The following is a 23,634-nucleotide window of genomic DNA, read 5'->3' as shown; positions in this document are numbered from 1 at the left end:
GCGAACAGACTCGCCAGCCGGACGGAGCCGAGGGTCGCGCCCGTCGTGATGCCCTCGCACCCGTCGTGATGCCCTCGCACCCGTCGTGATGCCCTCGCACCCGTCGTGATGCCCTCGCACCCGTCGTGATGCCCTCGCACCCGTCGTGATGCCCTCGCACCCGTCGTGATGCCCTCGCACCCGTCGTGGTGCCGAGAATCGTGGTGCCGAGAACGGTGGTGCCGAGAACAGCGGTGCCGAGAACGAGGTCGACGAACAGCGGCCGACCTGCACTCAGCGCACGGTGAGGTCGGCCGACACCGGAAGGTCGTCGGCCGACGGGCCTGCGGCCAGGGCATAGACCCCCGGCTGCACGCGCAGCGCGCCGGCGTGCAGCCAATCGTCCGCGGCGCCGGAGACCTGAGCCGCGGCATCCCACACCGCCAACCGCTCGAGAGCGAACGACAACGACACCTCGCGGAGCTCACCCGGCTCGAGGCGCACGCGCGCGTATGCGACGAGCAGGCGGCGCGGGGTCGGGATGTCGAAGCCCGAGGCCTGCGCGTACAGCTGCACGAGTTCCTCGGCGGGGCGCGAGCCCTCGTTGTGCACCCGAACGGTGGCCGTCACGACATGGTCGTCATCCCGCGGAGCGAACAAGGGATGCCGCAGCAACGCCGCCGGCGCATCGGCGGCAGCGGCATCCAGCGTCACGCCCTCGTACGCCACGGTCGTGTATGTGAGCCCGTGCCCGAAGGCGAAGGCGTACGGGGCCGGCTGATGCCGGTACGTGGCCTGCTGGCGCAGCGTGTCGTAGTCGAACAGGTCACCGGCCTGCGCCGAGTCGGCCGGCCATGACTGGGCCAGCCGCCCCTCGGGCTCACGGTCGCCGCTGAGCACATCGGCCACGCCGTGGCCGAGCTCCTGCCCGCCGTGGCTGGTCCACACGACGGTCTCGGCGTCGGCTGTGCCGGGACCGAGCACGTACGGGAAGCTCGAGACGATCGTCAGCACCGCGTTCGGGTTCACCTCGCGCGCTGCACGCCACACGCCCACCGCCGATGACGGCAGGAACAGGTGCGGGCGGTCCTCGGTCTCGCGCCCCGACAGGTGCGGGTCGTTGCCGACGGCCACGACGACGACATCGGCGGCGGCCGCGGCATCGGCCACCGCCTGCGCCCCCGAGCGCACCGTGCGCACGCCGAACCGGGTCGCATCGGCGAGAGTGCGCGCTTCGGCCAGCAGCAGTCCGCCGCCGAGCGCGACGCGCACCCATCGGCCCGAGCCCAGGTGCAGCAGCGACCACGAGCCGTCGGCGTGCACGTGGGCACGGAAGCTCTCCTGCACGATCCACCCGCCGACCCGGTCGGCGTCGGCGCGCATCGGCCAGGCTCCGCCGGTGAGCAGCCTGCCGCTGGCGTGCGAACGCAGCGTGAGGATGCCGTCACCCCAGTCCGTGACATCCCACCGGGATGCGGCATCCGCCGTCGTACCCGAGGTGTCGACGACCTGTCCGTCGACATCGGCTGCGACGTAGCCGCCGTCGGGAGCGATCAGCGCAATGGTGTCGGCGCCGGTGACCGTCTCCACCTGGGCGGACGGATACCGGTCGGCCAGCCCCTGGGCGATGCCGACCGAATACGGCGGGGTGCCCGCGTACCAGTCGGTGAGCACCGCATCGGCCAGCGGCCCGACCACGGCGATGCGCGACGGCGCACCCAACGGCAGCACGGAGGCGTCGTTGCGCAGCACGACCACCGAGCGGGCGACCGCCTCGCGGGCCAGCTCCCGCGCGCCCGGCGCGTCGATCGCGTCGGCGCCGATCGCCCGGTACGGGTCGTCGTCGCCGTCGAACTCGCCGGTGCGCAGGCGCAGCTCAAGCAGACGCAGCACAGCCTGGTCGATGTCGTCGGTGCTGAGCAGGCCCTGCGCGAGCGCCTCGCGCACGTGCGTGATCGTGGGGTTCGCGTCGGCGTCGTGGTCGGTGAACGAGTCCATGCCGCCGCGGATCAGCGCCGCCGCCCCGTGCGCGTGGTCGGGCTGGGCGTGCTGCAGCGACACGACGAAGGTCGGGGCCCCGGCATCCGAGACCACCGCGATCGACGCGTCGCTCCAGGTGCGGGCCTCGGCGACCAGCTCGGGCTGGGTGTGCGCCGGGGTGCCGTTGACCCGGTTGTAGGCGAGCATCATCGCCCCGGCCGCCTGGGTCTCGAGCGGCTCGCGGAAGGCGGGCAGTTCTTCTTCGTGCAGCGTGCGCGGCGACATCTGGGACGAGGTCGTCGACCGGTCGGTCTCGTTGTCGTAGGCGAGGAAGTGCTTGAGGGTGGGGACGGTCTTCCACACCCGCTCGTGGTCGCCGCGCATGCCCCGCGCATAGGCCGCACCGAAGTGCGCGGTCAGGTGCGGGTCTTCGCTGTAGCCCTCTTCGTTGCGCCCCCAGCCGGGGTGGCGCAGGGTGTTGACCACCGGCGCCCAGACATTCAGGCTCACCAGCGGGTTCTCGGCATGCTTGGCGCGCACCTCGGTACCGGTGACCTCGCCGATGCGACGCAGCAGCTCGGTGTTCCACGTCGCGGCCATGCCGACCGGCTGCGGGAACACCGTCGCCCTACCCAGCCACGCCACGCCGTGCAGCGCCTCGCACCCGGTGTGGAATTCGGCCATCCCCAACCGTTCGATGGCCGGCTGCACCTGATGCAGCAGGGCGATGCGCTCGTCGGAGGTGAGCCGGTCGAGCAGATCGCGGGCGCGCTCGGCCAGCGGGGCGTGGATGTCGCGGAACAGCTCTGCGCTCATCGCGCGTCCTCCTCGAGGGTCAGTTCACCGGCGCCCGACGCCGACACGATGCGGTCGCCGAGCTGCAACGACCAGCCGAAGCGGGCGTCGTCGCTGCGCGCGGTGATCGTGTCGCCGGACCGGCGCACGCGGAACGTCGTGGCCGGCCCAGCGAAGCCGGGCACCGTCACGATCTGGTCGAACCCGTCGGGCAGTGCGAAGCAGCGCAGACTCACACCGTCGGCCCATTCGTAGTCGGGCCGGTCATCGACCGCGCCCCACGGCAGCACGGTGCCGGGACGCACCCGCAGCGGCAGCGAGTCGTAGCCGTGCGTCTCGGTCAGCCACCGGCATCCACTCACCACATCATCGTGCAGCAGCGAGGCCCACTCCCCCTCGGGCACGTAGTACTCGGCGTGCCCGTCGGCGGCGAACACGGGGGCGACCAGCAGCGCGTCGCCGAGCATGTACTGCGTGTCGGCGTCAAACCCCGAGCGGTCGCCGGGGAACTCCAACACCATGGGCCGCATCATCGGGATGCCGTCGGTGTGCGCTTCTTCGGCGACCCGGGCCAGGTACGGCATGAGCCGCAGCTTCAGGTTCGTGAAGCGCCGGGTGACCTCGACGGCCTCTTCGTCGAACTCCCACGGCACGCGCAGCGACGACGAACCGTGCAGGCGCGAGTGCGACGAGAGCAGCCCGAACGCGACCCAGCGCTTGAACAGCCCCGCATCGGGGGTGCCCTCGAAGCCGCCGATGTCGTGGCTCCAGTAGCCGAAGCCGCTCATGGCCAGCGACAGGCCGCCGCGCAGCGTCTCGGCCATCGACAGGAACGTCGAGTCGCTGTCGCCACCCCAGTGCACGGGGAACTGCTGGGTGCCCGCGGTCGCCGAGCGGGCGAAGACGACGGCATCGCCGGTGCCGCGGCGGCGCTCCAGCGCGCCGAAGACGGCCTCGTTGTACAGCCACGGATAGTAGTTGTGCATGCGCTCGGGGTCGGATCCGTCGTGCCAGACGACGTCTTCTGTCGGGATGCGCTCCCCGAAGTCGGTCTTGAAGCTGTCGACGCCCTGGTCCATCAGCCGCTCGAGGTGTGCGACATACCATTCGGTCGCCGCAGGGTTTGTGAAGTCGACGATGCCCATGCCGGCCTGCCACATATCCCACTGCCAGACGCTGCCGTCGGTGCGGCGCAGCAGGTAGCCCTTCTCCGCCGCCTCGGCGAACAGCGGCGAGCGCTGCGCGATATAGGGGTTTATCCACGCCGACACCTTCAGCCCGCGCTCGTGCAACCGGCGCAGCTGCCCGTCGGGATCGGGGAAGGCGCGCTGGTCCCACTGGAAGTCGACCCACTGGTACTCACGCATCCAGAAGCAGTCGAAGTGGAAAACGCTCAGCGGCAGGTCGCGCTCGGCCATGCCCTCGATGAAGCCGGTCACGGTCTTCTCGTCGTAGCTGGCGGTGAACGAGGTGGTCAGCCACAGGCCGAACGACCAGGCCGGCACACGCGCGGGGCGCCCGGTCAGCGCCGTGTAGCGGCGCAGCACGTCTTTGGGTGTGGGTCCGCCGATGACGTAGTAGTCGAGCGTCTCGCCCGGCACCGAGAACTGCACGCGCGAGTTCACCTCGCTGCCCACCTCGAACGACACCTTGCCGGGGTCGTCGACGAACACTCCGTAGCCGCGGCTCGAGATGTAGAAGGGCACGTTCTTGTACGACTGCTCGCTCGAGGTGCCGCCGTCTTCGTTCCAGCTGTCGACGGTCTGCCCGTTCTTCACGAACGCGCCGAAGCGCTCGCCGAGGCCGTAGATGCGCTCGCCCGGCTCGATGGTGAGTTGCTGGTGCACCCAGGTGGGATCCGCGGGGGCGCGCAGCTGGCCGGTGCCGGTGATGTGTCCGACCGAGCGGGGCACCGAACTTGTCAGCAGCCGGTCGTCGACGCCACGGAACTCGACGCACCACCGGCCCGAACGCGCCACGCGCACGCTGACCGGTCCTGCTTCGAGCACGCCGTGGCCATCGTCGATGCGCACGTGCGGTCGATATCCCGGTTCGCCCTGTGCGGCAAAGTCGGGGCCGCGGTGCACGCCGCCTTCGTGCCGCGCGAGGTGCACCTTGACGACGCCGGGCGCCGGTGCCGAGAACGTCACGGTGAGCATCGGCCGGTTGAGGGTGTCGCCGCGATCGCGGATGGGCGCGGTGGGCGCGTACACCGTCATGGTGCCGGCGGCCTCGTCGATGCGGATGTCATCGACCTCGACCGCGTACAGCGGGGTCAGCGTCGGCTTTGTGAGCCAGTATCCATCGGTGAACTTCACCGGTCCTGCCTTTCGATCAGCACTCGCACATCGTCGGGGCCCACGGCCACGACCGAATCGGTCTCGTCGCCGGTGAGCAGGTCGACCAGGCCCGAGGGCACCGGCACCTGCACGGGGGCGGCGGCGTGGTTCAGAAGGAAGAGGGCATCGCCGCGCCGCACGGCTTCGAGCCCGTCGGGCAGCACGCTCACCCCGGGCAGCGCGCCGCTCACGCCCTGCGCAGCCTCACCGATCACGGCATCGAGCACGGCATCGTCGACGACGGCCCCCAGATACCAGGCTGCCCCGGCCCCGCGCGCGTTGCGGGTGATCGCGGGAAGCCCGGCCAGCGGCCCCGTGACGTACCGGGCACGCACGTCGGCGCCGTCGGAGCGCAGCCGCTCGCCGAGCGTCGCGGCGGTGGGATCGTTCGGACCCCACCCGTCGAGCTCCAGGGCGACCGACGGGTCGGGCAGCGCGCACCACTCCTCGCCACTGGCACCGATCAACTCGCGCAGCAGTGCCGGTGAGCGCCCGGTACGGATGTGCCCGTTGCCGTCGGCCACCCCGCTGAAGGCGCCGATCACGAGCTGTGCTCCGGCATCGGATGCCGCGGCCAGTGCGGCTGCGGCATCCGGTTCGATCACATAAGAGTGGGGAACGAGCACGAGCGGGTAGCCGGTGACATCGGCGCCGGGCGCGACGATGTCGGCGGCGATGCCGCGGCGCCACAGCGCCCGATACCAGCGGGTGATCTCGGCGACGGTGTCGAGCCGTTCGGTGGGCAGGGCGGGTTCGTCGGCGGCCCACCACGACGCCCAGTCGAAGACGATGGCGGCGTGCGTGTGCACCCGCGCACCGACGATCGGGCGCAGCCGGGCGAGGTCCTCGCCCTGCCGCACGACGCCACGGAACACCTCGGTATCGGGCCCGGCGTGCGGCACCATCGCGGAGTGGAAGCGCTCGGCGCCGGCGCGCGAGGCCCGCCACTGGAAGAAGCAGATGCCGTCGGCGCCACGGGCCACCGCCTGCAGCGAATCGGCCCGGGCACGGGCCGGCGACTTGGGCAGGTTGTGCCCGCGCCACGAGGTCGCGCTGACCGCCTGCTCCATGAGCAGCCAGGGCCGGCCGCCGCCCAGCGAGCGCATCAGGTCTTGCACGAGCGCGATGTCGGCGGGCGAGGTCGCCGATGCCTGGTCGGGGTACTGGTCGTCGGCGATCACGTCGACGTCGCCGGCCCACGAGCGGTAGTCGGCGTGCGCGAAGAAGCCCATGAAGTTCGTGGTGATCGGCTGGGCCGCCCCGGCATCGCGCAGGGCGTCGCGCTGCTCGCGGTAGCAGGCGCGCAGCTGGTCGGAGCTGTATCGGCGAAAGTCGACGGCCTGCGACGGGTTCACGATGTAGGGCATGCGACGCGGCGGCGTGATCTCATCGAAATCGGTGTAGTGCTGCGACCAGAACGTCGTGCCCCATGCCGCGTTGAGTGCCTCGATGCTGCCATAGCGCGCACGCAGCCAGAGCCGGAATTCACGCGCGGCCTCGTCGCCGTAGTCGAGCTGACCGTATTCGTTTCCCACGTGCCACATGCGCACGGCGGGGTGCTGCGCGTATCGCGCGGCGAGATCGCGCGTGAGAGCCAGTGCGTGCTCGCGATACACGCGCGAGGCGGGTGTGAACTGGTTGCGCGAGCCGGGCACCAGGCGCACGCCGTCGCGGTCGACCGGCAGCGTCTCGGGGTATCGCACGCCCAGCCACGGCGGCGGTGAGGCGGTCGGGGTCGCCAGATCCACGCCGATACCGGCGCTGTGCAGCAGATCGAGCACCTCGTCGAGCCAGCCGAACTCGCGCGCGCCGGGCACCGGCTCGATCACCGCCCAGCTGAACACGCCCACGGTGACAAGGTTCACTCCGGCCCGGCGCATCAGTTCGACGTCTTCGGTCCAGGTCTGCCGCGGCCATTGCTCGGGGTTGTAATCGCCGCCGAAGCAGATGCCCAGATCGGCGGTGAGCGCGGCGAAACGGTCGGGGTCGCGCGTCGTCGGTGACATGGGCTCCAGTGCTCTCGGGTCGGGTGATGCTCGGCAGTGTTCTCTAGCTGTCGAAGCGTTTCAACAACCAGACCATATACTAGCTTTCGTGCCGCTGTCCACGCAGAGTCGCGATGCTCTTCACACATTGCGCTACACCCGCGCTGCGCGGGCCTGGACAGACGCCCTGCCGGTGGGCAACGGCACGCGCGGGGCGATGTGTGCCGGGCGGCCCGGCGGCGAGTGCCTCTGGCTCAACGATCTCACCGCATGGTCGGGGCCCGCCTCACCCGATCCGCTCGCCGGCGCCCTCGATACCGGCCCCGATGCCCTCGCCGCTGTGCGCGAAGCCATCGCCCGCGACGATATCGCCGAGGCCGAACGCCTGCTGGCACGACAGCAGACCCCCTGGGTGCAGGCGTACCTGCCCCTCGCGCAGCTTGAGGTCACCGTCGACGCGGCAACCGAAGCGGGATGCCGCAGGCAGCTCGATCTGCGCACGGGAATCGCCGCCCTGGAGTACCGCAGCGGCGCGGCATCCCTTCGTCACGAGACCTGGGCCGACATCCCCACCGGCGCCCTGGTCCACCGGATCACCGCCGAGGTGCCGGTGCGCGTGACCGTGGCGATCGACAGCCTGCTGCGCGCCGACGGCGTTGTGCACGAGATCGATGGCGACGTCGTGGCACAGTGGCTGCTGCCGGTCGATGTCGCGCCCGGCCACGAGCATCCGGCCCAGCCGGTGCGCTACGACCCCACCGGTGGACGCACCGGGGCCGTGGCGGTGCGTTCCGCGGTGCCGGTGCGCCTCGACGCCGGGCGGTTGGTCACCGAGCCGGCCCGTTCGCACCTGTTCATCATCGGCACCGCCACTGCTCCCCCGCTGCCGGGCGAGCCTGCCGACACCGCGGATGCCGCATCCCGCGCCCGTGCGGTGCTTGAAGCCGCCCGGTTCGACGCGCCGGCATCCGCTCACCTCGCACACGTCGCCGCGCACACCGACCTCATGGACCGCTGCGCCCTCGAGCTGCCTTCACCCGACGACGCGGGCGAGATCGACACCGACGTGCGCGTGCAGCGCGCGCTGACCCGCTCCGATCCGGGGCTGGCAGCCCTCGTCTTCCATTACGGGCGGTACGTGCTGGCGGCATCCTCACGCGGCACGTCGCTGCCGCTGACGCTGCAGGGACTGTGGAACGCCGAACTGCCCGGGCCCTGGTCGAGCGCCTACACGACGAACATCAATCTGCAGATGGCGTACTGGCCGGCCGAGACCACCGCCCTGCCCGAGTGCCACGAGCCGCTGCTGCGCTTCGTCGAGCGGGTCGCCACCACCACCGGGCCCGATGTCGCACGCCGGCTGTATGGTGCCGAGGGATGGGTGCTGCACCACAACACCGACGCGTGGGCGCACGTGGCTCCCGTGGGCGCGGGGCACGGCGACCCGGCGTGGGCGTTCTGGCCGATGGGCGGGGTGTGGCTGGCGCTGCATTTCTGGGAGCACTTCGCGTTCGGCGGTGACATCGGCTTTCTGCGCGAGCGTGCCTGGCCCGTGTTCGAGGCCACCGCCCGGTTCGCGCTGTCGTGGATTCAGAGCGACGGTCAACGCGCCTGGACGAGCCCGTCGAGTTCACCCGAGAACCGCTTCGTCGATGCGAGCGGGCAGGCACACGGCGTGGCGACAACATCGACGATGGATGTGGCACTCCTGCGCGAACTGGCGCGCGTGTGCCGGGATGCCGGGGCCGCACTCGATCGTGCTGACGCGTGGGTCGCCGAACTGTCGGCGGTGACAGCAGTGCTTCCCGACCCGGTCGTGGCCCCCGACGGACGCCTGGAGGAGTGGCACCCGCCACGCATCGACGAGGATCCGCACCACCGTCATCTGTCACACTTGATCGGACTTTTCCCGTTCGCGCAGATCACCCCTGACAGCCCGCTCGGCCAGGCCGCCGACGTCACGATCACCGCGCGCGGACGGGAATCCAGCGGCTGGGCCCTGGCCTGGCGTGCGGCGATGCGCGCACGGCTGGGGCAGGGCGAGCAGTTCGCCCAGCAGCTCGCCCTGTCACTGCGGCCGGTCGTCGCGGACGAAGCCACACATCGCGGGGGGCTGTATCCGAACCTGTTCAGCGCACATCCCCCGTTCCAGATCGACGGCAACCTCGGGGTGACCGCAGCCATCGCCGAAGCGCTCGTCCAGTCGCACGACGGCGTGGTGCGGGTGCTGCCGGCGCTGCCGCCCGCGTGGCCCGACGGCCGCGTGCGCGGGCTGCGGGCCCGCGGCGGGGTCAGCGTCGACGTGGAGTGGGCCGGGGGCCGGGTGCGCGGCATCCGGCTGCGGGCCGACCGACCCCGCACAATAGAACTGCACGCGCCGGGCCTGCCCGCGCGACGCGTCGCACTTTCGCCCGGGCGCACAGAGTTGATCGAACCGCTCACCAAACCGAGCATCGAACCGAGCATCGAACCGAGGGAGACGGCATGGTGACCATCGCCGACGTCGCGCGCGCCGCCGGCGTGTCCATTTCGACAGTGTCGTATGTGATGAGCGGCAAACGCACGATCTCTCAAGAGACCCGCGATCGAGTCGCGCAGGCCATCGCCGACCTGCAGTACAGCCCGCATGCGAGTGCCCGGTCACTGGCATCCCGTTCGACGAACGTCATCGGGCTGCAGGCCCCGCTGCGTTCCGGGGTCGACGTGCACGTGGTCATGCAGATCGTGGCGGGAATCGTCACCGAGGCGCGCGCCCATCACTACGACATCCTGCTGTTGACCAGCGACGACGCCGCCGGACTCAGCCACGCCGCCCGCGCCTCGATGGTCGACGCGCTACTGGTCATGGACATCGAATCCAACGACCCGCGAATCCAGACCCTCGAAGAGCTGAGCGTGCCCACCGTGCTGATCGGCCTGCCCGCGGGCGCCGACGGACTCGTCTGCGTCGACTTCGACTTCGAGGCCGCCGGGCGTCTGGCCGCCGAACGCCTCGCCGAGCTCGGCCACCGCCGCGTCGCTCTGTTCGGTGCACCCGCCGAAGTGCTCGACCGGCACACCTCGTATGCCGATCGACTCGTGCGCGGGTTTCTCACCGCGTGCGAAGAGCTGGGCCTGGCCGGCAGCGTGCACGCCTGCCCGAGCAGCGACGAGGCCGCTCAGGTGGTCGATGAGGTGCTCGCCGCCGACCCGTCGCTGACCGGCATCCTGATCCACAACGAAGGGGCACTGCCGCACATCGCCGCACGACTGGCCGGCGAAGACCGTGAGCTCGGGGTGATAGCCCTGTGCCCGGCCGAGATGGCGGGCACCGTGTCGGGTCTGGCCGACAGCATCGCGATTCCCGCCGAGGGCATCGGCGCCGCCGCCGCCGGGGCGATCCGTGCGCTGCTTGCCGGTGACGACCCGGGCAAGGTCGTGCTGCTTTCGCCCGCGCTCGACTCGCGCACGCGGGCGGACGCATAGGCGGTGGCGATGCAGATCGATCCCAACGGCAAGACCGTTCAGGGCCTGACGACATTCCTGGCCTTCGTCGCGCTGAACGTGGTGTATCTGGTCACATGTCTGCCGATCGTGACGATCGGTGCGGCCACCTCGGCGCTCTACGAGGTCACGATCCGGTACGCCGACGACGAGAGCGGGCGCCCACTGAAGGACTACTTCCCCGCGTTCGGCCGCAACTTCCGGCGCGCGTCGCTCGCGTCGCTGGTGCTGCTGGTACCGGTGATTCTGATGGCATACAGCGTGGTGTTCTGGTGGGCGAACCCGAGTGTGCTGGGCGGTATCGCGGCGGTGGTCGCTGCTCTGGCTGCGGTGTACCTTTTCATCGCGTGGATGTACGCGATGGCACTGGTCGCCTGGTTCGACGCCGCCCTGAAGCAAACGCTCAAGAACGCGCTGCTGCTGCCCGGAGCCGAGTCGGCCCGCACCTTCGGGATCATCCTGATCCCCCTCGCGCTGGTCGTCATCACGCTGCTGTTTCCGCCGTTCGGATTCATCGTGCTCACCGTGGGCTTCTCGGTGGGCGCCTACGCCACGGCGTTCCTGTTCCGGAGCGTCTTCGCGCGCCACGTCGCCTGACTCGGGGCGTTCGCCCGCGGTGTGTGGCGGGGGTACGGCGCCGGCCGGTGCCGTGCGGCGGCGTGTCGTGCCGTGCGGCGCCCGCCGGTGCCGTGTCACACAACCGGCGGCATCCCGGTGGCTCGGCCCACCACTGCTGTGACACGCCCCGCCGGCGTGTCACACAAGATGCGGCATCCCGGCGACCCAACCCGCCATTTCTGTGACACGCGCCACCGGCAGGTCACATAAGATGCGGCATCCCGGCGAGAACACCCGCCACTACTGCGACAGGCGCTGCAGAAAGAAGCCGAGAAGCCGCCACAGCCCATCGGACAAAGACCGCCGGATGCCGCAGCCTCACCAGCAGCCCTCTCCCTGCCTCCAAGCGCACTACTACCGCGGCCAACATCACCGGCGTGTCACACAAGATGCGGCATCCCGGCGACCCAACCCACCACTGCTGTGACACGCGCCACCGGTGAGTCACACAAGATGCGACAACCCGGCGAGAACACCCGCCGCTACTGTGACAGGCGCTGCGGAAAGAAGCCGAGATGCCGCCACAGCCCGCCGGACAAAGACCGCCGGATGCCGCAGCCCCAGCAGCAGCAGCCCCCTCCCGGCGGCCGGGCCCACCACTACCGCGGCCAACATCACCGGCGTGTCACACAAGATGCAGCATCCCGGCGACCCAACCCACCACTTCTGTGACACGCGCCACCGGCAGGTCACACAACATGCGACATCCCGGCGGCTCGGCCCACTACTTCTGTGACAGGCGCTGCGGAAGAAGCCGAGAAGCCGCCACAGCCCATCGGACAAAGACCGCCGGATGCCGCAGCCTCACCAGCAGCCCTCTCCCGGCCGCCGAGCCCACCACTACCGCGACAGGCGCCACCGGCGTGTCACACAAGATGCGGCATCCCGGTGGCTCCGCCCGCCACTTCTGTGACACGCATCCTGGCCGGTCACACAACTGGTGGCATCCCGGCGGCTCGGCCCACCACTTCTGTGACACGCGCCACCGGCAGGTCACACAAGATGCGACAACCCGGCGAGAACACCCGCCACTACTGCGACAGGCGCTGCAGAAAGAAGCCGAGAAGCCGCCACAGCCCATCGGACAAAGACCGCCGGATGCCGCAGCCCCAGCAGCAGCAGCCCCCTCCCGGCCGCCGAGCCCACCACTACCGCGACAGGCGCCACCGGCGTGTCACACAAGATGCGGCATCCCGGTGGCTCCGCCCGCCACTGCTGTGACACGCCCCGCCAGCGGGTCACACAAGATGCGACAACCCGGCGGCTCCGCCCGCCACTTCTGTGACACGCATCCTGGCCGGTCACACAACTGGTGGCATCCCGGCGGCTCCGCCCACCACTGCTGTGACACGCGCTGCCGGTGAGTCACACAAGATGCGGCATCCCGGCGAGAACACCCGCCACTACTGTGACGCGAGCCGAGAGAACGGCCCAGGATGCCGCAGACCCAAGATGCCGGCACCCAGGATGCCGAAGACCCGGCCGGGATGCCGGCACCCAGGATGCCGCAGACCCGGCCGGGATGCCGCACCCAAGATGCCGCAGGCCCAAAATGCCGCACCGAACCGCGCAGAGAGCCCGGGATGCCGCACCCGACCGGCCACGCGCGAGTCATCCGCAGCACAGCGCGGCAGGGCCCGGAGCGCTTGCGCGCCCCGGGCCCTGTCACCGAACTGTCAGCGGGTCACTTGAAGGCCGCCGCCACGGCCACGCGGGCGTCGTTCTGCGCCTTCGCGTTGTCCATGTCGACCTTCAGCACCTTGTCGTACCCGAGGCCAGTGGCCTTGGAGATCAGTTCCTTCTGCAGCGAGTCGAACTCGGACTGGTTCTTGGCGAACGACATCTGCCACGAGTACTGCACGATGATCGCCTTGACCTGGTTGCGCAGCGTCTCGATCTCGGAGCTGTCGGCGGGGGCCGTGTAGCTGGCACCCGGTGCGACGGTGATCTTGTTGTTCTTGGCGAGATAGTCCATGGTCGACGTCGCGTCGTCCATGTGTGCCGACCAGTCCTCGCTCAGCGGAGTCGAGGTGATCTTCTGATAGCTCGGCCAGAACTTGTAGCTGAACGGCAGACCGGTCGCCTTGTCGACGTCGTTGGGCAGCACCAGGCTCACGTTCAGAGCCGATGCGCCGTCGGTGTAGTCGCCGCCGCCCCACTCAGCCGGAACGTCGCCCTTGCCATCGATGAACACCTGCTTGCCGAAGTCGGTCAGCGCCGGCTTGCCGTCACTGGCGACATCCCAGGTCAGCCCCTGCGGGCCGGCGGCACCCATGGTCTGGCTGTTGTTGGCGTAGGTGCCCTCGGCCGAGTACAGCCAGTCGATGAACGCAGCGATGCGCTCGGGGTCCTTGGCCTTCGATCCGATGGCCATCACCTGCTTGCCACCGTATGCTTCGGCGCCGTATGAGAAGACGTTCATGTCTTCGAGAGGAGCGATCTCGAAGCCCTTGCCTGCCTTCGTGTTGGCGTCGGTGTTGTAGGCCGACTGTCCCAGCCAGGGCCACCAGGAGAACAGCACCTGACCGTTCTGGTACTTCGAGAACAGCGTGTCGTAGTTCTGCGTCGTCGACTCCGGGTCCATGAGGCCCATCTGGTTCGCCTGGTAGAAGAACTTGAGCGTGCGCATGTACTCGCCGTCAGGGTCGAGGATGCCCTGGTAGTCAGAGCCGTCGGCCTTGGCCAGCACGAAGCCCATCTCGTCATAGCCGTAGAAGCAGGTGGGCTGCTTGGCGTTGTTCATCATGTTGCCGTCCCAGTCCTTGAACAGCGACAGCGCGTAGACCTTCTTGCCGTTGGGGGCCGTCGGCTCGAGATCCTGCATCTGCTTGAGCACCGGCAGCAGGTCTTCGAGCGTCGAGATCTTCGGGTACCCGGCCTCTTTGTACAGGTCCCAGCGAAGGAACGGTCCGAAGGTCGGGTCGAGCCCCTCCGACGACTCCGTCGGCTTGATCGAGGAGACCTGCGTCGGGAATCCGTAGATCCCGTCCTTGCCGTCGTTGACGTTGTCCACGGCCTTGTCGAACGTCGCCACGTTGGTCATCGCGGGATAGTACGACGAGGCATCCATCACCAGACCGCCCTGAACGAGCTCGTCGAGCTTCTGCCCCTTGTCGGTGATGATGAGATCGCCGAGGTTTCCGGCCGCCACGCGGGTGTTGTACAGGGTGTCACCGCCGCCGGCGACGTTGGGGGCGATGATGTTCAACTTCATGTTGAACTTGTCCTTGACGATCTTGGCGAACCAGCCCTTCTGGATCCCCATGTAGTTCGCCAGGCCGTCGAACACGTCGATCGTGATCTCTTTGTCCCATTTCGCCGGGAAAGAGCTCGTCGTCGTCTTCTCCGCGGTCGACCCGCCTCCGCTGCAGGAGGACAGGAGTCCGGCGGCGAGGAGCGCGATGGCCGTGACGGCCACCTTCCTCTTCAGCTTCATTGCATTCCTTTCTGGTGGGACCGGCCGCCGTCAACCCTTGACGGCGCCCAGCATGATGCCCTTCACGAAGAAGCGCTGGAACAGGGGATAGATGAAGATGATGGGCAGCACGACGATGACCGACACCGTCATACGAATCGAGGTGGGCGTCTGCGAGGTGGCCGCCGAGATGATCGACGACATATCGCCCCCGGAGTTCTGCGCTGCCTGGGCCAGGCTGTTGGCCTGGTTGATGAACATGTACAGCAGGTACTGCAGCGTGTACAGACTCTGATCGGTGATGTAGATCAGCGTGTCTTGGAAGCTGTTCCACTGCGCGACCGCCGAGAAGATCGCCACGGTCGCCAGGATCGGGGTCATGTTGGGCAGATAGACCCGGAAGAAGATCTGCACGATGTTGGCCCCGTCGACCTCGGCGGCCTCCTGCAGCGATTCGGGCATCGACTCGACGTAGGTCTTCACCAGGATGATGAAGAACGGCTGCACGATGAACGGCAGCACGTACACCCAGAAGTTGTTGGTCAGACCCAGCGTCTTCATGATGATGAACACCGGGATCAGGCCCGCGCTGAAGTACATCGTGACGATGACGAACCGATACCAGAACTGGCGGGCCCACATCTTGCTCTGCGTGAACATGAAGCCCAGGAACGCCGAGGCCAGCACCGTGGCTGCGGTGCCGATGACGGTGCGGCCCAGACTGACGACGGCGGCCAGCGGCAGACCCTCGAGGTGGAACACCTCTTTGTAGTTGCCGAGGTGGAACCCGATGGGCCACCAGCGCACGTCACCCAGCGCCGACACATCGTTGGCGCTGACCGAGTTGATGATCAGAAAGTAGAACGGGTAGGCGCACAGGAACACCAACAGCAGGAAGACCCCGTAGTTGATGATCGTGAAGATCCAGTCGCCGGCATGGCGACGCTGCACACCTGCGGTGACAGTACTCATCGGATGCAACCCCTCAGACGATCGACGTGCCGCGAACGCGCTTGGCGATCGTGTTGACGGTGAACAGAAGGATGACCGAGATCACGCTCTTGAGCATGCCGATAGCGGTGGCCATCGACAGGCTGTTTCCGGTGATGCCGATGTTGTAGACGTACAGATCGAGCACCTGGATGTGCTCCTTGTTGAACGCGTTCTGGAAGACGAAGTATTGCTCCATGCCGTTGTTGAGCAGGTTGGCCACCGACAGCAGCAGCAGCACCAGGTAGGTGGGCATCAGCTGCGGAATGGTGATGTACCACATCGTCTGAAAACGGCCGGCGCCGTCGATGCGCGCCGACTCGTACAGTGACTGGTCGATGCCCGCGATCGCGGCCAGGTAGATGATCGCGCCCCAGCCCAGGCCCTTCCAGATGCTCCACAGGGTCATCGTCACCCACACGTGCTGGTCGGTGTCGAGGAACTTGATGGGCGCGGTGATGAGACCGGAATCGGTCAGGATGCTGTTGACCAGGCCGGTGCTGGAGAACAAAGAGAACGCGATCATGTAGACCAGCACCCACGAGATGAAGTTCGGCAGGGTGGTCAGGGTCTGCACCGCGTTGCGGAACCACGGCGTGCGCACCTCGTTGAGGAACACGGCGAACACCAGGGGCAGGACCGAGGTCGCGATGCCGAGGAAGCTGATGGCCAGGGTGTTGACCAGCACCTGTCCGATCTGCGTCATCTGCGTCGGCGAGCTCACCAGCATCTCGAACCACTGCAGTCCGACGAACTCGCTGCCCGACAGGCCGAGTGCGGGCTTGTAGTCGAACAGCGCGTAGATCCACCCGTACAGCGGGAAATACGAGAAAAGGAAGACCAGGATCAGGAACGGGACGATGCACCAGAACATCCCGTACGACTTGCGCCCGCCGGCGTGCTTCTCGCGCAGGCGTCGCTTCTTGCCGCCCGGCTCGTCACCGAGTTCGGCCGCGGTCACCTCATGAACGAGGGCGGCTTGCACCGTCATCGCGCACTCACCCGCTCATCGCCGCGCGGGGCGCGGGGGATGTCGTGTCGTCGCATCTCACTCCTTCGTGCGTCCGAGACCGAGCGTCGCCGCGTCGGTCCGCACCGTTCGACAGGTTTCGGGGAATCACCTGTCGAACCGCTTCGATTAAAGAAACCACGCCCCCGCCGATTCGTCAATTCCGGGGAGATAACGCGTGCGTAACAATCGGGAGCGCTCCCACGACGGGAGCGGTCTTCCTCATGCTCGGCGACGCCCATCAGCGGGCCTCGACCGGTTCGTAGCGCACCTCGGCGAAGCGCACCGGCTGACCGTCGGCACGCAGACCTATCACCCGACCGACGAATCCCCCGGCCACCTCGGTGGACAGGTAACGCCCGTCGAGACGGATGACTTCGTGGATGCCGCTGGCATCGCGCACCCCGAAGACAAGGTCGTCGGGGCCACCCGTGGTTGCGGCATCCGCCCCCACCCACAGCTCGATGTTACCGTGCACACTCAGCCGCTCGTCACTCGGGAATTCCTGTGCGACCGGCCCGATCTGCGCGTGCACGAGCGCGCGACCTTGCACGATGCGCAGCTCATACCAGTGCCGCTCGTCCATGCGCACGCGCAACGCGGCGCCGTCGCGGGCATCGGTGACGGCGGTGAACTGCCAGTACGGGTCGCGGGCCCGCACCGACAGCAGAGCCGGAGCGCCGTTGTCGCTGTCGAGGGCACGCAGTTCGAGGCCGTCGCCGGTCGTGGCGAAGGCGCCCGGGGCTGCTCCCGGAGAGATCCACCGCGGGTGCAGACGCGACTCGCCAAAGCGGTCGGTGAACGCGGATTCGCCGAAGGGCACGCGGTACCGGTCGGGCACGACGACCGGCCAGTCGTCGACCCAGTCGATGCCCGCCAGAAAGGTCTCACGGCCGTTGACATGGAACAGCGGGGTCGCGCCGCGCGGGCGCACTCCCAGGTACACCATCGCCCACGTGCCGTCGGCCAGCTCGACCATGTCGGCATGCCCGGTGTTCTGCACCGGGAAGGTCGTGCTGCGCCGGGTGAGGATCGGGTTCGCGGGGCAGAGGTCGAAGGGACCGGATGCGGCGGGCCCGCGGGCCACGCTCACGCAGTGTCCGCGCTCGGTGCCACCTTCGGCGAACAGCAGATACCACCAGTGACCGCGACGGAAGACATGCGGGCCCTCGGGATAGGCCAGGCCCGTTCCTGCCATGACCGACCGGGCAGCGCCGACGACCACGCCGCGGTCGAGATCGACGCGCACCTGGGCGATGCCGGGCACATCGGGGTCGTTCGAGCTGTACGTGCCAAGGCACGTGCCATCGTCGTCCCATGCCAGATCGGGATCGATGCCGCGGATGCCCTCGATCACGCGCGCCGGCCCCCAGGGGCCCTCGATCGCGGGAGCGGAGCTGACCAGCTGGCCCGGCGCCCCCGAGACGTTCGTGGTGATCATCCAGAAGCGTCCGTCGTGGTGGCGCAACGTCGGCGCGTACACGCCCCCGCCGGCTGCGGCATCCCCCGCCACGAACGCCGGGTCGTCGTCGAGGGCGTTGCCCGCCTCGTGCCAGGTGACCAGGTCGGTGCTGCGCCACAGCGGCACGCCGGGCGAGTACTCGAACGACGAGTTCGCCACGAAGACCTCGTCGCCGACCCGGCAGATGGTCGGGTCGGGAAAGAAGCCCGGAATGATCGGCGTCGTCGCCGCGTCGCGAAGGTCCATCTCTCTCACTCCGGAATGACGCCCGTGGTGGCCAACGAGCGGAACCAGTGCCCGGAGTCCTTGACGATCCGACGCTGATCATCGAAGTCGACCCGCACGACGCCGAAGCGCTTCGCGTAGCCGTAGCCCCACTCGAAGTTGTCCAGCAGCGACCAGACGAAGTAGCCGCGCAGGTCGACGCCGTCTTCGATCGCGCGGTGCGCGGCCGTCAGATGCCGGCGCAGATAGTCGACCCGCTCGAGGTCGTGCACCGCACCGTCGGCCGCGACCACGTCGTCGAACGCGGCCCCGTTCTCGGTGATCATCAGGGGTTGATCGGGATACGCGTCGCGCAGCGAATGCAGCAGCTCGAGCAGTCCGTCGGGCGCGATGTTCCAGCCCATCGCGGTGTGCGGGCCGGCCTGCTCGACGAACTCGACAAGCTCGTCGCTGCCCGGCCAGGCGGTGCCGCCTTCGGCGGGCTTGTGGCCGTCGTTGGCCTGACGGGGGCCGGCGCCATCCCACATCCGCACCGTGTTGGTGGAGTAGTAGTTGACGCCGAGCACGTCGATGGGCTGGTGGATGGTCTCCAGGTCGCCGTCGTGCACGAACCCCCAGTCGGTGACCGACGCGGTGTCGGCGATCAGGTCGTCGTCATAGACGCCGCGCAGCATCGGGCCGGTGAAGGCGCGGTTGCCGACGGCGTCGATGCGCCGCACGGCCTCGGCGTCGCCCCGCGCCACGTGCAGATTGAGCGTCACCGAGTACTCCGGCGATCCGGTGGACGTGGCCCGCAACGCCTGCAGCGCGCGGCCGTGCGCGAGGTTCAGGTGATGTGCGGCCGCCAGCGCCGCGGCCGGTTCGCGACGCCCCGGCGCGTGCCCACCCTGACCGTACCCGAGGTAGGCCGTGCACCACGGTTCGTTCAGGGTCGTCCAGGTGTGCACCCGGTCGCCCAGGGCGGTGCCGAGCACACCCGCGTACTCTTCGAAGGCGTCGACGGTGGCGCGCGCCGGCCAGCCCCCGGCATCCTCCAGCACCTGCGGCAGATCCCAGTGATAAAGGGTCGCCACGGGACGGATGCCGCGCTGGCGCAGGCCGTCGATCAGGCGCGAGTAGAAGTCGAGGCCGGCCTGGTTGACGGCACCGCGGCCGGTGGGGATGATGCGCGGCCACGCGATCGAGAACCGGTAGGCATCCAGCCCGAGCTCGGCCATCAGGTCGAGGTCGGCCTCCCAGCGGTGGTAGTGGTCGCAGGCGACGTCGCCGGTGTCGCCGCCCGCAACCTTGCCCGGCGTGCGGCTGAAGGTGTCCCAGATCGACGGCGCGCGGCCGTCTTCGTCGGCGGCACCTTCGACCTGGTACGAGGCCGTGGCCGAGCCGAACGTGAACCCGTCGGGAAAGCGCAGGCCACTGTCGCGAAAGTCGGCACTGCGGTGGTGAGGCGAAGCATCGGTGCTCACGGGTCTCCTGTCGTCGAAACGCTTCGACTTACAGTAGGGCGTCGCCGCGTTCTGCGCAACCATGTCCCATCCATGCACCGAATCGCGCATGCTCGGGGGCGCCGAGCGGAGCGGCTCGATCAACCGTGTACGGTGTCGTTCGTGCCGTTGACAGACCTCTCGCTCACAGAGCTGAACACCTACCTGCCCGAGGTGGCAGAGCCCGCCGACTTCGACGCGTTCTGGCGTCGCACGCTCGACGAAGCCCGCGCCGCGGCGACCGAGCCGACTCTCGCGCCGGTCGACTCCCCCATCACGCAGCTCGTGGTCGAAGACCTCACCTTCAGCGGATTCGGCGGCGAGCCGATCCGTGCCTGGGTCACCCGCCCCCGCTCGGATCAGCCCCTGCCGGCGATCGTCGAGTACATCGGATACAACGGTGGGCGCGGCATCCCGGGCGAGCGCCTGCAGTGGGCCGCCGCCGGCTACGTGCACGTCCTGATGGACACGCGCGGGCAGGGCAGCGGGTGGGGCTCGGGCGGCGACACCCCCGACCCGCACGGGTCAGAGGGCTCCGTTCCCGGCTTCATGACCCGCGGCATTCGGCACCCCGACACCTACTACTACCGGCGGCTGTTCACCGACGCCGTGCGCCTGATCGACACCACCGCGTCACTGCCGTTCGTCGACGCGTCGCGCATCAGCGTGACCGGAGGCAGCCAGGGCGGCGGCATCACACTCGCTGCGGCCGGACTGCACCCGGGCGTGTTCGCGGCGATGCCCGACGTGCCCTTTCTGTGCCACTTTCGCCGCTCGGTCGACCTCACGCCCGATCATCCCTTCCGCGAGGTCGAGCGCTATCTGGCCGTGCACCGCACCGAGGTCGCGCAGGTGTTCGACACGCTCTCGTACTTCGACGGCGTGAATTTCGCGCGCCGCATCGGTGCGCCCGCGCTTTTCTCGGTCGGCCTGATGGACGGCATCGTGCTGCCCTCGAGCGTGTTCGCCGCGTTCAATCACTGCGGCAGCGCCGACAAGGCGATCGAGGTCTACGAGTTCAACGGGCACGAGGGCGGGCAGAGCGAGCAGTGGCTGCGGCAGACCCGCTGGCTGGCCGAGCGGCTCTGAGCGGCACCGGGCTCACGCCAGCCCGTGCTCGAAGGCGAAGACGACCAGCTGAACGCGGTCGCGCAGCGCCAGCTTGGTGAGGATGCGGCTGATGTGCGTCTTCACGGTGGCCTCTGACAGGTACTCCCGCGCTGCGATCTCGGCGTTCGACAGTCCGCGCGCCGCCAGCGCGAAGATCTCCCGCTCGCGTTCGGTGAGCTCGCCGTACGAGTCCGGAACCGGCTCGGTCGCGGCATCCATCGTCTGCGCGAACAGGTCGCGGGTGGCGGATGCCGCGATCACGGCCGACCCGGAATGCACGGTGCGGATCGCCGCCAGCAGAAACTCGGGGTCGGCGTCTTTGAGGAGAAAACCGCTGGCGCCCTGACGGATCGCCCGGGCCGCGGCCTCGTCGAGGTCGAAGGTGGTCAGCATGACGATGCGCGGGGCGTCCGCGTCGCGCAGCAGCTCGGCGTCTCGCAACAGCTCGGCGGTGGCCGTCAGGCCGTCCATGAGCGGCATGCGAATATCCATCAGCACGACATCGGGCGCCGTCGCGCGAACGACGTCGATGGCTTCACGGCCGTTGGAGGCCTCGCCGACCACCTCGAGGTCGGGCTGCGAGTCGATCACCATGCGGATGCCGGCGCGGAACAGCGCCTGGTCATCGGCCAGCACCACGCGGATCACCATGCGCCCCCGATCGGCGTCGCACGCGAGGCGGGTCGCGCTGTCGACTTCTGCGTTCGCGCCCGAAAATGACGGGGGCGTACGCAGAAAACGATAGCGCGAGCCGGCGGTGCATCGAAAGGCGCGAGTGTCACGTCGCCTCCGAGACGGGGATGCGCGCGCGCACGACGAACCTGCCCGCTTCGGCACCGGCATCCAGCGTGCCGCCGACCAGCAGCGCCCGCTCGCGCATGCCGATCATCCCGTGCCCGCGTGATTCGGTCGGTGCCTCGACGGCGCGCACGGTGTTGCGCACGGTGACCTCGACGAGGGTGGGATGCCACGCCAGGCCGACCTCGACGGGAGTGTCGTTGGCGCCGTGGCGCAGCGCGTTGGTGAGAGCCTCTTGCAGAATGCGGTACACCGCCAGCTGCACCGCGGCGGGGGCCTCCGACCGCGGTGCGGGATCGATCGTGACCCGCAGATCGAGGCCCGCCGCCCGCATCTGTCCGAACAGCGGCTCGAGGTCGGCCACCGTCGGCTGCGGCCCGTCTTCTTGCGTGTGCCGCAGCTGCGCGAGCAGCAGCCGCACATCGGCGAGCGCGGAACGCGCCGTGGACGAGATGGTGCCCAGCGCCGCGGTCTGGGCCGCGGGGTCGGATGCCGCAGCATAACGCGCCCCGTCTGCCTGGGCTATCACCACCGCCAGCGAGTGCGCGACGACGTCGTGCATGTCACGGGCGATGCGGGTGCGCTCCTGCTCGATCGCCGCCTCTGCCTCGGCCCGTCGCTGTGCGAGTCGCCCCGACCGCGCGCGCCGGCCCGTGCGTGCGAGCGCCCCGACCGTCCATGCCAGAAGAAGTGCGAATGTCGCGGCGATGAGCACGGCCACCGCTATCGGCAGCTCGCTCAGGCTCACCGAACCGGCGCTGAGCACAATGTAGACATAAGCGGTGGCGACCACAGCGCCCAGAAGCGCCGATCCGAAGCCCGCCCAGAACAGCAGCCGGGTGCCATACGCGGCGGCGGTGTAGAGCACCGCGAACACGGCGAGGTCGACGAACCCGGGAGATCTGCCGAACCCCATCTGCACGATGGCCCCGGCCCACGCGAGGCCCAGCGCGAGGGGCGGTGAGATCCTGCGCGCGGCCAGCGCGACGCCGAACAGCACGCACACCAGCACCGAGACACCCGCGTTCGCCGGCGTGCCCTGCCCGATCCCGATCTCGAACGGCAGCGCCACGAGCGCGAACAGCACGGCGACGACCGCGTCGATCACGATCTGGTAGGTCAGCAGGCGCCGGAACACGCTCTCACGCTACGGGAGTCGCGCGGTCGCGACATCCATCGGGCGATGTATCCTCGCCGCCGATGTCGGGGTTGGTGCGGTGCGTCCCCGGCTGGTGCGGTGCGTCCGCGGCGGGTGTGGTGCGTCCGCGGCTGGTGCGGTGCGTCCGCGGCTGGTGTGCTGCGGACGGTCCATCCGCTGGTGCGTGTCACACAAAGGGTGGGTGCGCACCCGGCCAGGCCGCACCTTGTGTGACACGCCCGCGCGGCCTGTCACAGAATCTGCGGCTCCGGCCCCGCGAACCCGCACCTTGTGTGACACCCCGCGCCGGGGTTCGACCGGGTGCCGCTTCGTCCCTGCCTGCGGCATCCCCCGGCCAGCGGCATCCCCCGGCCAGCGGCATCCCGCAGCCGGCAGCATCCCCGGCCGACAGCATCCCCCAGCCGCCGAACAGATTCTGCATGTCACACAAAGGGTGGGTGCCCACCCGGCCAGGCCGCACCTTGTGTGACACCCCCGCGCGGCCTGTCACAGAACCGGCGGTCCCCGGCCCCGCGAACCCGCACCTTGTGTGACACGCCCGCGCGGCCTGTCACAGAACCGGCGGCCTCCGCACCTGCGAACCCACCCGTTGTGTGACACGCTCGAGCCGGGGTTCGACAGGCTGCCGCTTCGTCCCGGCCAGCGGCATCCTCGGCCGACAGATTCCCCGGCCGGCAGCATCCCCAGCCGCCGAACAAATTCTGCATGTCACAGAAAGCACGGGTTCGCACCGGCTGAGGCCGCACTTACTGTGACACGCGCACTCGGCCCGTCACAGAAGAGGCGGCTCGTGGTCGGCGAACCCA

Annotated in this window: 14 protein-coding genes; 4 read left to right on the top strand and 10 right to left on the bottom strand. The window is 69.1% G+C overall.

Annotated elements, in window-relative coordinates; translation table 11 throughout:
- Window positions 1–273 precede the first annotated feature (273 nt).
- From ET475_RS09545 to ET475_RS09535, 3 genes are read right to left on the bottom strand one after another with little or no spacing between them, the layout of a single operon-like run.
- The gene (locus tag ET475_RS09545) at window positions 274–2,775 is read right to left on the bottom strand and encodes a glycoside hydrolase family 3 protein (RefSeq protein WP_129389140.1); all 2,502 of its coding nucleotides are present in this window, start codon (window positions 2,773–2,775) and stop codon (window positions 274–276) included.
- The gene (gene yicI / locus ET475_RS09540) at window positions 2,772–5,072 is read right to left on the bottom strand and encodes an alpha-xylosidase (protein WP_129389137.1); all 2,301 of its coding nucleotides are present in this window, start codon (window positions 5,070–5,072) and stop codon (window positions 2,772–2,774) included. Before yicI ends, ET475_RS09545 begins: the two co-directional genes overlap by 4 nt.
- The gene (locus tag ET475_RS09535; protein WP_129389134.1) at window positions 5,069–7,099 is read right to left on the bottom strand and encodes a beta-galactosidase; all 2,031 of its coding nucleotides are present in this window, start codon (window positions 7,097–7,099) and stop codon (window positions 5,069–5,071) included. Before ET475_RS09535 ends, yicI begins: the two co-directional genes overlap by 4 nt.
- Window positions 7,100–7,187: 88 nt before the next feature.
- Between ET475_RS09535 and ET475_RS09530 the strand changes: the two genes are divergently transcribed.
- From ET475_RS09530 to ET475_RS09520, 3 genes are read left to right on the top strand one after another with little or no spacing between them, the layout of a single operon-like run.
- Window positions 7,188–9,569 (top strand): glycosyl hydrolase family 95 catalytic domain-containing protein, encoded by a 2,382-nt coding sequence (locus tag ET475_RS09530; protein ID WP_242497583.1) that lies wholly within the window; start codon window positions 7,188–7,190, stop codon window positions 9,567–9,569.
- Entirely contained in the window at window positions 9,563–10,543 is a 981-nt protein-coding gene (locus ET475_RS09525; RefSeq protein ID WP_129389128.1) for a LacI family DNA-binding transcriptional regulator, read from the top strand. The genes ET475_RS09530 and ET475_RS09525 overlap by 7 nt, the downstream gene beginning before the upstream one ends.
- A 9-nt stretch (window positions 10,544–10,552) precedes the next feature.
- Window positions 10,553–11,158 (top strand): YesL family protein, encoded by a 606-nt coding sequence (locus tag ET475_RS09520; protein ID WP_129389125.1) that lies wholly within the window; start codon window positions 10,553–10,555, stop codon window positions 11,156–11,158.
- A gap of 1,705 nt (window positions 11,159–12,863) precedes the next feature.
- On the opposite strand, the gene ET475_RS09515 is transcribed toward ET475_RS09520, so the two are convergent.
- The 5 genes from ET475_RS09515 to ET475_RS09495 all read right to left on the bottom strand — a co-directional run bounded on the left by ET475_RS09515 (window position 12,864) and on the right by ET475_RS09495 (window position 19,743).
- Window positions 12,864–14,615, bottom strand: coding sequence for a type 2 periplasmic-binding domain-containing protein (locus ET475_RS09515; protein ID WP_129389122.1), 1,752 nt, complete (start codon window positions 14,613–14,615; stop codon window positions 12,864–12,866).
- 30 nt (window positions 14,616–14,645) lie between these two features.
- Window positions 14,646–15,566, bottom strand: coding sequence for a carbohydrate ABC transporter permease (locus ET475_RS09510; RefSeq protein ID WP_129389119.1), 921 nt, complete (start codon window positions 15,564–15,566; stop codon window positions 14,646–14,648).
- Window positions 15,567–15,579: 13 nt separating this feature from the next.
- Window positions 15,580–16,575, bottom strand: a complete 996-nt coding sequence (locus ET475_RS09505) for an ABC transporter permease (RefSeq protein ID WP_129389116.1) — start codon at window positions 16,573–16,575, stop codon at window positions 15,580–15,582.
- A gap of 259 nt (window positions 16,576–16,834) precedes the next feature.
- Window positions 16,835–18,301 (bottom strand): glycoside hydrolase family 43 protein, encoded by a 1,467-nt coding sequence (locus ET475_RS09500; protein WP_129389113.1) that lies wholly within the window; start codon window positions 18,299–18,301, stop codon window positions 16,835–16,837.
- A 5-nt stretch (window positions 18,302–18,306) separates the two neighbouring features.
- Window positions 18,307–19,743: a GH1 family beta-glucosidase gene (locus ET475_RS09495; RefSeq protein WP_242497582.1), complete on the bottom strand. Its 1,437-nt coding sequence runs from the start codon at window positions 19,741–19,743 to the stop codon at window positions 18,307–18,309.
- A 141-nt stretch (window positions 19,744–19,884) separates the two neighbouring features.
- Between ET475_RS09495 and ET475_RS09490 the strand changes: the two genes are divergently transcribed.
- Complete coding sequence (locus ET475_RS09490) at window positions 19,885–20,850, top strand: acetylxylan esterase (protein ID WP_129389107.1); 966 nt, start codon at window positions 19,885–19,887, stop codon at window positions 20,848–20,850.
- A 12-nt stretch (window positions 20,851–20,862) separates the two neighbouring features.
- On the opposite strand, the gene ET475_RS09485 is transcribed toward ET475_RS09490, so the two are convergent.
- Together ET475_RS09485 and ET475_RS09480 are read right to left on the bottom strand one after the other, a co-directional pair.
- Complete coding sequence (locus ET475_RS09485) at window positions 20,863–21,522, bottom strand: response regulator (protein ID WP_129389104.1); 660 nt, start codon at window positions 21,520–21,522, stop codon at window positions 20,863–20,865.
- Window positions 21,523–21,649: 127 nt separating this feature from the next.
- A complete protein-coding gene (locus ET475_RS09480) occupies window positions 21,650–22,807 on the bottom strand; it encodes a sensor histidine kinase (protein ID WP_129389100.1) in 1,158 nt (385 codons plus the stop codon).
- Window positions 22,808–23,634 lie beyond the last annotated feature (827 nt).

This window comes from Microbacterium protaetiae, from assembly GCF_004135285.1.
Lineage (GTDB): Bacteria > Actinomycetota > Actinomycetes > Actinomycetales > Microbacteriaceae > Microbacterium > Microbacterium protaetiae.
The sequence above is the reverse complement of the archived record's forward strand: the minus strand, read 5'-3'. Positions and strand labels throughout refer to the sequence as shown.

Excerpts from the sequence above, each read along its gene's own strand:
- ET475_RS09545 (WP_129389140.1), bottom strand. The coding sequence starts at position 2,775 with ATGAGCGCAGAGCTGTTCCGCGACATCCACGCCCCGCTGGCCGAGCGC.
- ET475_RS09520 (WP_129389125.1), top strand. The coding sequence starts at position 10,553 with ATGCAGATCGATCCCAACGGCAAGACCGTTCAGGGCCTGACGACATTC.
- ET475_RS09515 (WP_129389122.1), bottom strand. The coding sequence starts at position 14,615 with ATGAAGCTGAAGAGGAAGGTGGCCGTCACGGCCATCGCGCTCCTCGCC.
- ET475_RS09535 (WP_129389134.1), bottom strand. The coding sequence starts at position 7,099 with ATGTCACCGACGACGCGCGACCCCGACCGTTTCGCCGCGCTCACCGCC.
- ET475_RS09510 (WP_129389119.1), bottom strand. The coding sequence starts at position 15,566 with ATGAGTACTGTCACCGCAGGTGTGCAGCGTCGCCATGCCGGCGACTGG.
- ET475_RS09525 (WP_129389128.1), top strand. The coding sequence starts at position 9,563 with ATGGTGACCATCGCCGACGTCGCGCGCGCCGCCGGCGTGTCCATTTCG.
- ET475_RS09500 (WP_129389113.1), bottom strand. The coding sequence starts at position 18,301 with ATGGACCTTCGCGACGCGGCGACGACGCCGATCATTCCGGGCTTCTTT.
- ET475_RS09505 (WP_129389116.1), bottom strand. The coding sequence starts at position 16,575 with ATGACGGTGCAAGCCGCCCTCGTTCATGAGGTGACCGCGGCCGAACTC.
- ET475_RS09485 (WP_129389104.1), bottom strand. The coding sequence starts at position 21,522 with ATGGTGATCCGCGTGGTGCTGGCCGATGACCAGGCGCTGTTCCGCGCC.